This window comes from Micromonospora sp. C95 (genome assembly GCF_018070465.1).
Classification (GTDB): Bacteria; Actinomycetota; Actinomycetes; order Mycobacteriales; family Micromonosporaceae; genus Micromonospora.
On record NZ_JAGPXT010000014.1, the window covers coordinates 100,199 to 114,351 of the forward strand.

The following is a 14,153-nucleotide window of genomic DNA, read 5'->3' on the forward strand; positions in this document are numbered from 1 at the left end:
GACGGATTGGCGACTGACGGCCGGGCAGCCCGGTCAGCGGCGCAGGGTGAGGATGAGGTCGGCGACCAGGGCGGTCCAGCCCGTCTGGTGCCAGGCCCCCAGGCCGGCGCCGTTGTCGCCGTGGAAGTACTCGGGAAACGCGATCAGGTCACGCCAGTCCGGGTGGGTCTGGAACAACTGCGCCGCACCGTAGATCGGCCGCCGGCCCCAGCCGTCGCGGGTGAACAGCGCGATCAGCCGGGCCGACAGGTCGTCGGCGATCTCGTCGAGGGTCTTCTTCACCCCGGAACGGGTCGGATACTCCACCTGAAGGTCGTCGCCGAAGAACGCGGCGTAGTCCCGCAACGCGCTGATCAGCAGGAAGTTGGTCGGCATCCAGATCGGACCGCGCCAGTTGGAGTTGCCGCCGAACAGGCCGCTTGTCGACTCGGCGGGCTCGTAGCCGACGCAGAACTCCTGCCCGCCCAGGGTCACCGCGAACGGCTTGTCCAGGTGGGCGCGGGAGAGTGTACGCAGCCCGTACTCGGAGAGGAACTCGTCGGTGTCCAGCATCCGGGCGAGCAGCCGCACCACCTGCTCCGGGCCGCACATGGACAGCAACCGTTGCTGCCGCCCGTCCGGACCGAGCCGCCGCGCGCCGACCACCGCGGCGTACTCGGGCCGGTTGGTGAGGAACCAGCGCAGCCGGGCGCCCAGTTCGGGCAGCCGGTGCAGGGTCCGGGCGGTCAGTCGGGTCACCGCGGCCAGCGGCAGCAGACCCACCACCGAGCGCACCTTCAGCGGCACCTTCGTGCCGTCGGCCAACCGCAGCACGTCGTAGAAGAACGCGTCCTCGTCGTCCCAGAGTCCCTGGTCGTACGCGGCCGCCGCGATGTAGGCGAAGTGTTCGAAGAACTTCGTGGCGGTGTCCACCCAGGTGCGGTCGTGCTCGGCCAGCACGATGGCGATGTCCAGCAGGTTGAGCGCGTACATCGCCATCCAGCCGGTGCCGTCGGACTGCTCCAGCACCCCGGCCACCGGCAGCGCCGCCGAACGGTCGAACGGGCCGACGTTGTCCAGCCCGAGGAACCCGCCCTCGAAGACGTTGTTGCCGCCGGTGTCCTTGCGGTTGACCCACCAGGTGAAGTTCATCAGCAGCTTGTGCATCATCCGGGCCAGGAAGTCGTGGTCCCGGCTGCCGTCGATCTCGAACACCTTCAACGCCGCCCAGGCGTGCACCGGCGGGTTGACGTCGCCGAAGGCCCACTCGTACGCCGGGATCTGCCCGTTGGGGTGCAGGTACCACTCGCGCAGCAGGAGCAGAAGTTGCTCCTTGGCGAAGCCGGGGTCGACCCGGGCGATGCTGACGCAGTGGAAGGCCAGGTCCCAGGCGGCGTACCACGGGTACTCCCACGGATCCGGCATGGAGATGACGTCGAAGCTGGTCATGTGCCACCAGTGGCTGTTGCGCCCGTGCCGGCGACCGGCCGGCGGGTTCGAGCCGGGGTCGCCCTCCAGCCACCGTTTGACGTCGAAGTGGTAGAACTGCTTGCCCCACATCAGCCCGGCGATGGCCTGCCGGGCGATCAACGTCTCGTCGGCGCTGGCCTCGGCCGGGATGACCGCGTCGAAGAACCGGTTCGCCTCGGCGCGACGGGCCCACACCACCGCGTCGTAGCCGTCGCCCAGCTCGGCCGGCGGCGGGGCGCCGCCGCCCGGCGGCGGGGCGGTACGGGTCAGCCGCAGCCGGATCCGCCGCTGCTCGCCAGCCGGCACGTCAAGCACGTAGTGCAGCGCCCCCTTGGTGCCCTCCAGCTGCGGGTTGACCGTCTCCGCCCCGTCGACCACGTGGTCGTTGATGCCGTCCTTCGGGTACGGGGTACGACTCGGCAACCCCCACAGCCGCTCGGCATTGGTGTCGTTGTCGCAGAGCAGCGGCGTCGGCTCGCCATCGCCTTCGAGCACGATCTGACCGAGCACCCAGTGCTCCCCGACGAGCCGCCGCCCGGCCCCGACGATCCTGGGCACCCGGTCACCGCCGGGCAGGTTCCACGCCCAGGTGTTGCGGAACCACAGGTGCGGCAGCACGTGCAGCCGGTCGGCCTCCTCGCCACGGTTGGCCACGGTCACCACGATGCACATGTCGGTCGGGCCGGCCTTGGCGTAGTCGACGCTGACCGCCCAGTACCTGTCGTCGTCGAAGATGCCGGTGTCGACCAGTTCGTACTCCGTGTCGTCCCGGCCGCGCAGGCCGTTGACCGCGACCAGCTCGTCGTAGGGGAAGGCGGCCTGCGGATAGTGGTAGCGCCACCGCATCCAGGAGTGGGTGGGGGTGGAGTCCTCGTACCACCAGTACTCCTTGGCGTCCTCGCCGTGGTTGCCGCCGTCGCCACCGAGGCCGAACATCCGCTCCTTGATGATCGGATCGCGTCCGTTCCACAACGCGAGCGCGAAACAGAACGTCTGCCGGTCGTCACACACGCCCGCCATGCCGTCCTCGGACCACCGGTAGGCTCGGGACCGCGCATGGTCGTGGGGAAAGTAGTCCCAGGCCGTGCCGTGCTCGCTGTAGTCCTCCCGTACCGTCCCCCACGCCCGCTCGGACAGATAGGGACCCCATGCGCGCCAGTCCTGCTCCCCGGCATCGGCCTGGGCGAGCCGGATCCGCTCGACGTCGGGGGCGGAGGGCGAACCGTCATTGATCACCTGAACATCTTCGACGCCGCCGGGGTACTTCTCCACAGCGGCCATTGTCGTCGTGTCGTGTTACACCTCGCCGCCGTGGAGGAAAGTTGATCGAGATTCGCTACGGTTCGCAGGTCTGCGGCGAGCTGACCAGCGCCGCCAGCCGCGAATGGCTGGTGCCGGACGGCCTGGGCGGATTCGCGATGGGCACCGTCGGTGGGTTGCGCACCCGCCGCTACCACGGGCTGCTGGTGGTCCCGGGTGAAACGCCGGCCTCCCGCAAGGTGGGACTGGTCAGCCTCGATCCGGCGGTGTCGCTGCCCTCCGGTGCCCGGGTGCGCCTCGGCGCGCACGAGTGGGTCTCCGGTGACGTGGATCCGCGCGGCTTCGAGCTGCTGGAACGCTTCGACCTGGCCGACGGGTTGCCGCGCTGGCGGTGGCGCGTCGGCGACGTGGTGATCGAGCGGGAGCTGGCCATGCTGCCCGGCCGTTCCTGTGTCGCGGTGGTACACCGGCTGGTGAGCGGTGGTCCGGTCGAGCTGGAGCTGGCCGCCGCCGGCACCTGGCGGGACGCGCACGGCGAGCGACGCGGCGACGGGCCACCATTGCGGATGGAACCGGTCGACGGCGGCGCGGTGATCGAGGGGGCATACCGGCTGTCCGGGCCCGGCTGGTCGCCGCAGGGCCACTGGTGGCGGGGCGTGTACCACCGCGAGGAGGCGGCGCGGGGCCTGCACCCGGAGGAGGACCTGTGGTACGCGGGCCAGTTCCGCGACACCCTGCACCGCCCCGGGGACACGCTCTCGGTGCTGGCCTGGGCCACGGACCTGGAGCACGAACCGCCGCCCGGCCCGCAGGTGGTGGCGACGGCGCGACACCGCAACCGGCAGGTGGTCGCGGCGGCCAGACCGGCCGACGCCGTCGACGCGACCCTGGCGCTCGCCGCCGACGCGTTCGTGGTGCGGACCGCCACCGGGCCGGACGTGGTGGCCGGCTACCCGTGGTTCGGCGCCTGGTCCCGGGACACGATGATCTCGTACGAGGGGCTGTTCCTGCGTACCGGTCGAGCCGACCTGGGCCGGGAGCTGCTGCGCTCGTACGCGGCGACGCTGTCGGAGGGGATGCTGGCCAACACCGCCGACACCGGACGGGTCGAGTACAACACCGTCGACGGCACGCTGTGGTTCCTGCACGCGGTCAGCCGGCACGTCACCGTCACCGGCGACACCGACCTCGGCGACGAGCTGCTGCCGGCGCTGCGCGCGGTCATCGACGCCCACGTGGCCGGCACCCGGTACGGCATCGCCGTCGACCCGGCCGACGGACTGCTCACCTGCGGCGCCCCCGGTGCCGCGCTGACCTGGATGGACGCCCGGGTGTACGGAGTGCCGGTCACCCCCCGGCACGGCAAGCCGGTCGAGGTCAACGCCCTGTGGGTCAACGGAGTGGCCGGGATCGCCGAGCTGGCCGAGCTGGCCGGACAGGACGCCGACGGACTGCACCGGCTGCACGAGCGGGCGGTCAAGGCGTTCCGGGACCGCTTCCCCACCCCGGCCGGCTGGCTGCACGACGTGGTCGACGCGCCCGCACCGGCGTACCCGCTCGGCGGTGCGGCCCACCACGACGACGACCTGCTGCGCCCCAACCAGCTGCTGGCCTGGTCGTTGCCGTTCGCGCCGATGGGACCGGATGTCGAGGCGCTGGGTCAGCTCGGCGCCGGACTGCTCACCCCGCTCGGCCCGCGCAGCCTCTCCCCCGACTGTCCCGGCTTCCTGGGCCGGCACCGGGGCGGACCGGCCGAGCGGGACACCGCGTACCACCAGGGCACGGTCTGGCCGTGGCTGATCGGCCCGTACGCCGACGCCGTCCGGCGGGCCGGTCTGCCGGTCGACAACCTGTTCACCGGTCTGGAGGCGCACCTGACCGAGTACGGTCTCGGCTCGGTAAGTGAGACCGCCGAGGGTCTCGCCCCGCACCCCGCTACCGGGTGCCCCTTCCAGGCGTGGTCGGTCGCGGAACTGCTGCGCGTCCGCCGGTAGCGCTTTACACCCCCGCAACGGTTACGTCTCCGCTGGTTAGCCAGCTACGACCAGGATTGGTCCCGATCCAGCCGCAACGCGAACGCCACCCGTCAGGGGGCTTCCCAGGGGTGCGCGGAGACAAGTCGAAGGGGGCGCGTATGTCACCGAACGCCGACGTGATCGACATCAACCCCGCACGCTCGCAGCGGGTGCTGATGCTGTCGTGGGAGTACCCACCCGTTCTCGTCGGTGGTCTCGGCCGACACGTGCACGCCCTGTCGGTGGCCCTGGCCGCCGCCGGTCACCAGGTCACCGTCGTCACCCGCCACACCGACGGCGCCCCCCTGGAGGAATACGTCGACGGCGTCCGCGTCGTCCGCGCCGCCGAAGACCCCGTCACCTTCCCCCTCGCCACCGGATCACTACTGGCCTGGACCATGGCCTTCAACCACACCCTCACCCGCGCCGCCCTGCACGCCACCACCACCGGCACCTACGACGTCATCCACGCCCACGACTGGCTTGTCGCCCACACCGCCATCACCCTGCGCGACCACCTCCACCTTCCCCTCGTCACCACCATCCACGCCACCGAAGCCGGCCGACACCAAGGCTGGCTCCCCGACGACATGAACCGCACCATCCACGGCGTCGAGCACTGGCTGAGCAACGCCTCGAACCGGGTCATCGCCTGCTCCGGCTACATGCGCGATCAGGTCACCACCCTGTTCGACACGCCCGGGCACCGCGTCGACGTGGTGCCCAACGGCGTCGACGACCGGGCCTGGCGGGCCCGGCCCCGCGCGGTCGCCTCGGCCCGCGCCCGGTTCGCCGGGGACGGTCCGCTGGTCGGGTACGCCGGCCGGCTGGTCTACGAGAAGGGCGTGCAGCACCTGGTCGACGCCGTGCCGAGACTCCGCACGCGGCACCCCGGGCTGCGGGTGCTGATCGCCGGAGACGGTCCCTACCGGGGCGAGTTGGAGGACCGGACCCGTCAGCTCGGGCTCGGCGGCACCGTCCGCTTCACCGGCTTTCTCGACAACACCCAACTGCCGGCGGTGCTCGGCGCCACCGACGCGACGGTGGTGCCCAGCCTCTACGAACCCTTCGGCATGGTGGCGCTGGAGGCGGCGGCGGCCGGAGCGCCGCTGGCCGTGGCCCGCACCGGCGGGCTGGCCGAGATCGTCGAGCCGGGCGTCACCGGCGTCACCTTCCCGCACAGCGACCCGTCGGCGCTGGCCGGTGCCGTGGGGCAGCTGCTCGGCGACGAGGTCTTCGCCCGCCGGGTCGCCCGGCAGGCACGCAGCATGGTCGGAAGACGGTACGGCTGGGCCACCATCGCCGCCCGCACCGCCGAGGCGTACGCCGCAGCCCGCCGCGAGCACGTCGCGCCGCAGCACCGGCGCGTCGCCGCCGAGTTGCCCGCGCGCCGGCAGACGATTGCCATCCCGGACGGCAACCTACTCTCGGTGGGAGGGGCCGCCTCCTGAATGGACCTGTCGGATAGGTGAATCCCGATCCGCTGGCTAGGGTGTACGCCGGACCGTGGCGGATGGGAGCGATGTGCGAGCGGTGATCGCCGGCCGGTACCGGCTGCTCGATCAGGTCGGGCGCGGCGGGATGGGGACGGTCTGGCGGGCCGAGGACGAGCTGCTGCACCGCCAGGTGGCGATCAAGCAGGTGGTGCTGCCGGCCTGGCTCGGCGGTGACGAGCTGGACCAGTCGCGGGCCCGTACCCTGCGTGAGGCGCGTACCGCGGCACGGCTCAACCACCCCAACGTGGTCCGCGTCTACGACGTGATCGTCGAGGCCGACGAACCGTGGATCGTGATGGAGTACGTGCCGTCGCGCACCCTCCAGGACCTCCTCGACGCCGACGGGCCGCTGTCGCCGCAGCGGGCCGCTCGGATCGGGCTGGCGCTGCTGGACGCGCTGCGGGCGGCGCATGACGCCGGGGTGCTGCACCGCGACGTCAAACCGGCGAACGTCCTCGTCGCCGACGACGGCCGGGTGCTGCTCACCGACTTCGGGCTGGCCGTGTTCGACGGTGGCGATCAGACGATGACCGGGCCCGGCACCATCCTGGGCTCGCCGCAGTACGTCGCGCCGGAGCGGGCCGCCGAGGGGGTGTCCAGCGAACGCGCCGACCTCTGGTCGCTCGGCGCCACGCTGCATACCGCCGTCGAGGGTCGCGCCCCGTACGCCCGCAGCACCGCCATGGCGACGCTCAGCGCGCTGGCCGCCGCGCCACCGGACCCGGCGCCGCACGCCGGGCCGCTGTCGGCGGTGCTGGCCGGGCTGCTGCGCCGCGATCCCGCGCACCGCACCGACCACGCCGAGACGCGCCGCCGGCTGCTGGCCGCGGCCGGGCCCGACCCGACCGACGAGCCCGACCGGCCAGGTGCGGACACCGCTCCCCTGCCCACAGCCGGACCGTCTTCCGCCGGCACCGCCACATCGCCCGGAGCCGCAGCCGCTCCGGCGACGTCAGCCGCCTCGCCCACTCGTGAGCCGACCGGGCACCCGACTGCCGACGAGGCGACCCGGCCGCCAGTCGGACACCTTCGGAACCAGACCAACCGGCACGAGCCGGACCGGAACCACCGGCACGAGCCGGACCAGGCCAGCGGGGACGGCCCGGACCGGATCGGCGGCTCCCCGTCGCCCACGTCGTCCGCCGGCAACTCGACGGTCAGGCCGGACGCCGGGCCACGCCGGGATGCCGTGGCCCGGCCCTGGGCCCTGGCTGCGGTCGCCGTGCTGGTCGCCATGGCGGCCGGGATCGGCGCCGCCCTCACGGTGGTCGGCACGGGCGCGGACCAATCCTCGGAGCCGGGCAGTCCTCAGTCGTACGACGTGGGCGCGCCCGGGCCCGACAACCCGTTCCCACGCGACGGCCGACGCCCGCCCGGTCCGCCGCCCGGCGGCGTCGTCCCTCCGCCGCTGCCCTGCGTACGGCCGTGGGTGGACGGTGCCTCGCTACGCTCCGCCCCGCCCCGGCCCGTCGACGGCTTCCGGCCGCCCGCCGGGTGGGTGTGGCATGCCGACGCCGACGGGTTCCGGGTGGCGTTGCCCGCCGACTGGCGGCACTCCCGCGACGACGACGTGGCCTGCTTCCAGGATCCGGCCACCGGTCGCGCCTTCACCGTGGCGGACAGCGCGGACGTCACCACCGAGCCGACGGCCCGGCTGCGCGCGGTGCGGGACCGGGAACTGGCCGACGGCACCCTGCCGGGCTACCGGGAGTTCCGGCTCGGTCGGGTCGGCGACGCGATCGAGTGGGAGTTCAGTTGGCTGACGCCGCACGGTGACCGGCTGCGCGCCACGCAGATCGTGCCGGACGCTCCGGCGCCGGGCCGCTTCTGGACGTTGGGCTGGATCACGCACGAGCGGGATTGGACGACCGCGGTGAGCCAACTGGCCACCGTCCGGCTCGGCTTCCAGCCCGACCGCTAGCCGGTGTCAGCCGGTGAGCGCCACGATGCCGGTGATGGTCCAGCGATTGCCCTCCGCGTCTTCCGTGGTGAATTTACAGTCACCGAAGATCTCGTCGGTGAGCACGTCCGTGACCGGGGCACCGGCCGCTCGTACCCGGTCCAGGAGAGTCTCGACCTCCCAGCCGTTGTTACCGATGGTGAATCCGTGGTGCGCCCCACCGGAGGCAGCCGGGGCGTTCGGGCCGGCGCCGGCCTGACCGATCGTGACCCGGTTGTAGTAGCCCAGCGAGAGGTCGACCCGGTGCACGACACCGGTCTCGTCGGTCTCGACCGCCTTCTCCTCGAAGCCGAGGACGTCGACGAGGAACCGCCGACCGATCTCGATGTCCCGGTAGAGAACCATGAGACCTCCTGGCGCCGGAGAACCGAACGGCATGGGTCGGCTCAGCGTAGCGACCGGCGGCAACCGCCCGACACCGCGCCGGGAATCGGGGAGCCCACGCGGCGCCTCGGGCGGCACCGCCGTCCCATGGCCGACAGATCGTGCCGGACGACCGCTACGCGCTGCCATACTCCCTGGTGGTCGGCCCGGTTCACCGACCGGCTCCGACAATCGTCCGAAGTGGACGGCCTGGATGGTCCCCCTGCGGCGCCGTAGCGAACTACAGTGGCGTAGTTTTGGCGCTCAAGATCCCTGGGGAGGGCGAGCCGAGATGATGGGACCGTCGCACGCGCTGTCTGGCGCGGCGGTATGGCTGAGCGGGTCCTGGGCGCTACAGCACTTCTACGACTACGAGCAGTCGCCGTTGGCGTTGGCCGTCGGCACCGCCGTCTGCGCCGGTGGGGCGCTGCTGCCCGACCTCGATCTGTCCGGCAAGGTCACCCGCAACCAGGGTGGGGCAACCGTGGCCCGCACGTTCGGCGTCTTCTCGCTGTTCCTCGCCGAGGTGGTGGAGAAGGTCTCGCTGGGCGTCTACTACGCCACCAAACTCAGCCGCGATCCCAAGCGCAGCAACGGTCACCGCACGCTGACCCACACCATCCCGTTCACCGTGCTGGTGGGTTGGGGCACCACCACGCTGTGCGCCCGGTACGGCAAGTGGGCGGTCATCGGCATCCTGTTCTTCATGATCGGTCTAGCCCTGCGTGGCCTGTTCGACGAGTGGGCCGAACGCGCGGGCTGGGTCATCGTCACCCTGGTCTCGGCCGGCGCGGCCGTGTTCACCGCCGCGAACCTCCCCGGCGACCGGGGCTATCCGATGATCGGACTGGCCGTCGGCGTGGGCTGTTTCGTGCATATCATCGGTGACATGATCACCCGGGCCGGCGTACCGATCCTGTGGCCGATTCCGATCAAACGCCGGATGTGGACACCGATCAGCCTGCCCGACAGCATCGCGCTGCGGGCCGGCGGCAAGACCGAGATCGTGGTGGTCCGCACCGCGCTGACGATCGTGTCGGTGCTGGCCACGCTCGGCCTCGTCGCTCCCTCGGTGTTGCAGAAGTTCAACCTCGACCTGTGAGCGTCCAGCCCGTCGATCCGTCGATCGTGGCCGCCGACGAGGCGGTGCCACGATTCTGGCAAGGGCTCGGTCTGCCCGGCCTGGCCGACGTGCACGTGCACTTCCTGCCGCCGAGGCTGCGCCGCCGGGTGTGGGACTACTTCGACTCCGCCGGCCCGCTGGTGGGGTTGGAGTGGTCCATCCGGTACCGGTGGAGTGACGCCGAACGGGTCGCCCACCTCCGTCTGCTGGGGGTACGAGCGTTCAGTGCGCTGGCGTACGCCCACCGGCCCGGCATGGCCGAGCAGCTGAACCGGTGGACGCTTGACTTCGCCCGCGACACCCCTGGCTGCCTGCCCTCGGCGACCTTCTTCCCCGAGCCGGCGGCGCCGCGCTACGTCGCCGAGGCGATCGACGCCGGTGCGCGGGTGTTCAAGGTGCACTTCCAGGTCGGTGGTTTCGCGCCCACCGACCCGGCATTGGCGCCGGTGTGGGATCTGCTCACCGAGGCTGGCGTGCCGGTGGTCGTGCATGCCGGGCACGCGCCGGTGGGCACCGCGCACACCGGGCCGGAGCCGTTCGCCGCGCTGCTCGCCCGGCACCGGCGGCTGCCCGCGATCGTCGCCCACCTGGGTGCTCCGGACTACCCCGCCTTCCTGGACCTCGCCGACCGGCACGAGCGGGTACGACTGGACACCACCATGGCGTTCACGCCCTTCCTCGACCGTTTCGTGCCTTTCCCGGCCGAGGAACTGCCGCGACTGCGCGAGCTGGGGCTGGCTGGCAAGGTGCTGCTGGGCAGCGACTTCCCCAACATCCCCTACCCGTACGCGGACCAGTTGACCGGTCTGACCCGACTCGACCTGGGCGACGACTGGCTGCGGATGGTCTGCTGGCAGGCTGCCGCCACCCTGTTCGACCTGCCCCCACCCAGCCCTGTTGATCATGAGGTTGGCGACACTCCCTGATCTTCAACCTGCCGCCAACCTCATGATCAACCAGCGGAGAGGGGTGGGTGGGTTAGACGCCGACGCGCTGTTCGGGGACGGTGAGGCCGTAGAGGGCCATCAGTTCGGGGGTGTCGACGCGGCTGCCGTCGGCCACCGCGTCGCAGGCGATGTCGACGATCTGGTCCTTGTGCGCCAAGAGGTACGGGCGGGCGCCGACGTCGGCACTGGCCAGGGTGGCGATGCCCGGCCAGTGCCGACGGCCGAACAGCATCGGGTAACCGCGCAGGCCGTTGTAGGTGGCACAGACCAGCACGTCGGGGAAGGGCAGTGCGGCCACCCGACGGACCGCCGCGGCGGTGAGCCCCGGCATGTCCACCGGCACCACCACCGCTGCCTCGACCCGATCGTCGTCGATGCCGGCGAGGCCGGCCCGGATGGACGAGCCCACGCCGGTACCCCAGGCGCGGTTGACCACCACCGTGGCGCGACTCAGGTCGGCGGTCTCACGGACCTGGTCGGCCGCGGCGCCGAGGACGACCACGATCTGCCCGCAACCCGCCTCCGTCAGCGTGTCGATCATCTGGTCGACCAGTGGCTTGCCACCCTGGTGCAGCAGGGCCTCCGGCCCGCCGATCCGACGGCCGCCCCCCGCAGCGATGATCATTCCTGCGATCCGGTTCAGAGCTGCGCTCCCTCCAGCGTGGGAGCGGTCGGGGCCGCACGACCCCGACCCTCCCGTCCTACGCACACCGTTTGCAACGACAGCGGTTGGAGGAGAGTGGCGGGGCATTTGGTGTAAATTGGGTATCTATCCGGACCGTACGGACGTCTTCTCCGCCGCACTATGGTCCGGATCGCACGAAATCGGCAGCAGCGCCAGCATCCCCACCGCCACCAGCAGATAGGCGTTGCCGCCGAGAAAGCCGTGCGGCCCGCCGAACCCGTTGGCGAAGATCCACACGACGCCGCTGCAGAGCACCGCGTACCCGACGACGAAGGCCCGCAGCCGCCGCCGCGCGACGGGTCGGGTCGGCGGCCACGGCAGCGTCGCACCGACGAGGACGATCAATCCGGGTACCAGCCACACGAGATGGTGCACCCAGCTGACCGGACTGACCAGCACCCCGAGGACCCCGGTGAGGGCGAACCCGACGCGCTCGTCGCCGGCGGCCCGCCGGACCCGGAACCACCAGACCGTGAGCGCCGAGGCCACCAGGCAGAGCCACAGCAACCGGTCGGGGTGCGCCGGGTCGAGCCGGGCGACCAGGCCCAGCAGCGACTGGTTCGACACGTACTCCAGCTTCCCGACCCGGCCGGTGTCCCACAGCGCCTCGGCGAAGAAGGTGCGGGTGGCGTTCGGTGCCACGACCGCCGCCAGCAGCGTCGCCACCGCCGTGGTCGCCGTGGCCGTCGCGGCGGCCCGCCACCGTCGGGTCACCAGCAGGTACGCGACGAAGACCGCCGGCGTCAGCTTGATCGCGGCGGCCAGGCCGATGCCGACGCCGGCCAGCCGATGCCGACGCTCCAACAACCACAGGTCGACGTAGACCAGGGCCACCAGCAGCAGATTCACCTGCCCGAAGCTGACCGTGTCGCGGACCGGGTTGAGCGCGGCGAACAGACAGGCCGCCAACGCCATGGTCTGCCACCTGGGCCGGCCGGCGCGCCGCGCCACGGGGTCCACCAGCAGGTTCAGCAGGAAACCGGCCGCCACGACGGTGAGCGCCAGGTTCGCCGCGATCGCCGGATGCCAGGGCAGGGCCGCCACCGGCCGCATGACCAACGCGGCGAACGGTGGATAGGTGAAGCCGTACTGGTTCCAGGTCACCCACTCGTAGAGTTGGCCGCCGCTTGCCCAGTGTCGTACCGCGCCGTGGTAGACACCGATGTCGAACCAGCCCCGGTGCCCGGGCAGCACGGCGATCGCCACGCCGATCGCGGTGGCCAGCCCGATGATCAGCAACGCCGGCTGCCAGGTCGGGGTGGCCGGTCCGGCGGCCGTGCCGGCCCCAGGTGCGGCGGTGCCGTTGCCCCGGAAACGTCCGGTGGTGGTCACCGGCGCCCCGCCAGGGCCAGCGGGGCCGACCGGGTGAGCAGCCGCAACACGCCGACGATGGCCAGGCCGACGAGCACGCCCGCCGCCGCGAGCACCGCCTGACCGAGGTCCGGGCCGAAACCGCTGGGCAGGACCGCGAACGCCAGCACCGTCGCGGCGAGCGCCGCGGCCTGCCGCAGCCGCCCGGGCGGGGCCGCCGCGGCGACCAGCACCAGTCCCCACAGCGCGTACCAGGGCCGGGTCGCCGGGCCGAGCAGCGCCACGGCGAGCAGGACCAGGCCGACGGCGTACGGCGGACCGAGCCGATGCCGCTGGTGCCAGGCGGCCACGGCGACGGCGATCAGGCCGAGCAGGCCCACCAGGACCCCGGCGCGCATCGGCGCGGTGCCCAGATCCAGATCGAGCGTTTCCGCGAACCGCTGGACGCCCCGGCCGAGGGCGGTCGAGATGGACCAGCTGTGCCGGTACACGGGCGTGGCGAGGGCGTCGATCCAGCCGTATCCGATTCCGCTCGCCCAGGTCACCGTCACGCCGCTGGCCACCGCGAGGCCGGCGACCCGCACCACCGCCCGGCCGACGCCGACGCGCCGGGCGGCGAGCGCGCCCACCACCAGCAGACCCAGCAGCGCCGGCACCTTGACCAGCGCGGCGAACGTGACGAGCACGGTCGCCGCACCGAACCGGTCGGCCAGTGCCAGCCGAAGGCCGAGCACCAGCAGACCCAGCATCACCGCCTCGTTGTGCGCACCCGCGACCAGGTGCAGCGGAACCAGCGGGTTGAGCACCCCCAGCCAGAGCGCGGCCGCCGGGTCTACCCCGCAGTGCTGTGCCAGAGCCGGCAGGTTGATCACGAGAAGGGCCACCCCGGCCACCGCCACGAGCCGCAGTGTCAGCACGCCGAGCGCCAGGTTCCCACCGGTGAGCCAGGAAACTCCGGCGGCGAGGGACAGGAAGACCGGCCCGTACGGTGCGGGCGTCTGCTGCCACATCTGCGGCACCTCGACGGCGAGGTGTCCACCGAGGTGCGCCACCCCCACCCGGTAGACATCCAGGTCGGCCAGGACCATCGCGCCCTGGGCCAGATAGCTGTAGACGTCGCGGGAGAACATGGGCGGTGCCAGCAACAACGGCGCGGCCCAACAGGCAAGCGTGACGGCTCCACCGCGCCGGTGGGCGGGGTCGTCCGGTGTGCCGCCGGGCCGACGCAGGTCGCGGCCGGCCCACCACCAGGCGAGCGTGAGCAGGGTCAGCCCGGCGTAGCCGGCCGCCAACGCGGGCCGGTCGGCGTGGCGGAGGGCTGTCCACCACAGGGCGTCGGGTACCGGGAGGGCACCGGCACCGCAACCGGCGACCGCCAGCAACGCGGTGCCCGCGCCACCCAGGAGTCGGTACGCCAAGACGCTCGTCGGTGTCAGCACCGGGGAATGGTGGCAGCGCGAGCTGACCATGAGACGGCCACCGGTCGGTCAACAGGAGGCCCTCGGATGTCCCCTCGGGACCGGGCCTGGCCGCCGGGTGGGCGG

General features: G+C 72.2%; 10 protein-coding genes. 5 read left to right on the forward strand and 5 right to left on the reverse strand.

What is annotated here, in order from left to right:
- Positions 1 to 33 precede the first annotated feature (33 nt).
- Positions 34 to 2,730 carry a glucosidase gene (locus KBX00_RS17675; protein WP_210828321.1) on the reverse strand — a complete coding sequence of 899 codons (2,697 nt, stop codon included), beginning with the start codon at positions 2,728 to 2,730 and terminating at the stop codon, positions 34 to 36.
- Between the two features lie 41 nt (positions 2,731 to 2,771).
- Between KBX00_RS17675 and KBX00_RS17680 the strand changes: the two genes are divergently transcribed.
- The 3 genes from KBX00_RS17680 to KBX00_RS17690 all read left to right on the forward strand — a co-directional run bounded on the left by KBX00_RS17680 (position 2,772) and on the right by KBX00_RS17690 (position 8,141).
- Entirely contained in the window at positions 2,772 to 4,703 is a 1,932-nt protein-coding gene (locus KBX00_RS17680) for an amylo-alpha-1,6-glucosidase (protein WP_210828323.1), read from the forward strand.
- A 140-nt stretch (positions 4,704 to 4,843) separates the two neighbouring features.
- Complete coding sequence (locus KBX00_RS17685) at positions 4,844 to 6,175, forward strand: glycosyltransferase family 4 protein (RefSeq protein WP_210828326.1); 1,332 nt, start codon at positions 4,844 to 4,846, stop codon at positions 6,173 to 6,175.
- A gap of 55 nt (positions 6,176 to 6,230) precedes the next feature.
- The gene (locus KBX00_RS17690) at positions 6,231 to 8,141 is read left to right on the forward strand and encodes a serine/threonine-protein kinase (protein WP_307868806.1); all 1,911 of its coding nucleotides are present in this window, start codon (positions 6,231 to 6,233) and stop codon (positions 8,139 to 8,141) included.
- Between the two features lie 6 nt (positions 8,142 to 8,147).
- On the opposite strand, the gene KBX00_RS17695 is transcribed toward KBX00_RS17690, so the two are convergent.
- A complete protein-coding gene (locus tag KBX00_RS17695) occupies positions 8,148 to 8,525 on the reverse strand; it encodes a VOC family protein (RefSeq protein WP_210828327.1) in 378 nt (125 codons plus the stop codon).
- A 310-nt stretch (positions 8,526 to 8,835) separates the two neighbouring features.
- On the opposite strand from KBX00_RS17695, the gene KBX00_RS17700 reads away from it, so the two are divergent.
- Both KBX00_RS17700 and KBX00_RS17705 read left to right on the forward strand, forming a co-directional pair.
- A complete protein-coding gene (locus KBX00_RS17700) occupies positions 8,836 to 9,645 on the forward strand; it encodes a metal-dependent hydrolase (RefSeq protein ID WP_210828329.1) in 810 nt (269 codons plus the stop codon).
- 23 nt (positions 9,646 to 9,668) lie between these two features.
- Positions 9,669 to 10,592 carry an amidohydrolase family protein gene (locus KBX00_RS17705; protein ID WP_307868819.1) on the forward strand — a complete coding sequence of 308 codons (924 nt, stop codon included), beginning with the start codon at positions 9,669 to 9,671 and terminating at the stop codon, positions 10,590 to 10,592.
- A gap of 52 nt (positions 10,593 to 10,644) precedes the next feature.
- On the opposite strand, the gene KBX00_RS17710 is transcribed toward KBX00_RS17705, so the two are convergent.
- From KBX00_RS17710 to mptB, 3 genes are all read right to left on the reverse strand, one after another.
- Entirely contained in the window at positions 10,645 to 11,238 is a 594-nt protein-coding gene (locus tag KBX00_RS17710; RefSeq protein ID WP_164448187.1) for an NTP transferase domain-containing protein, read from the reverse strand.
- A gap of 144 nt (positions 11,239 to 11,382) precedes the next feature.
- Entirely contained in the window at positions 11,383 to 12,630 is a 1,248-nt protein-coding gene (locus tag KBX00_RS17715) for a glycosyltransferase 87 family protein (protein WP_307868809.1), read from the reverse strand.
- Positions 12,627 to 14,048 (reverse strand): polyprenol phosphomannose-dependent alpha 1,6 mannosyltransferase MptB, encoded by a 1,422-nt coding sequence (mptB, locus tag KBX00_RS17720; RefSeq protein ID WP_307868810.1) that lies wholly within the window; start codon positions 14,046 to 14,048, stop codon positions 12,627 to 12,629. The genes KBX00_RS17715 and mptB overlap by 4 nt, the downstream gene beginning before the upstream one ends.
- Between the last annotated feature and the right edge of the window lie 105 nt (positions 14,049 to 14,153).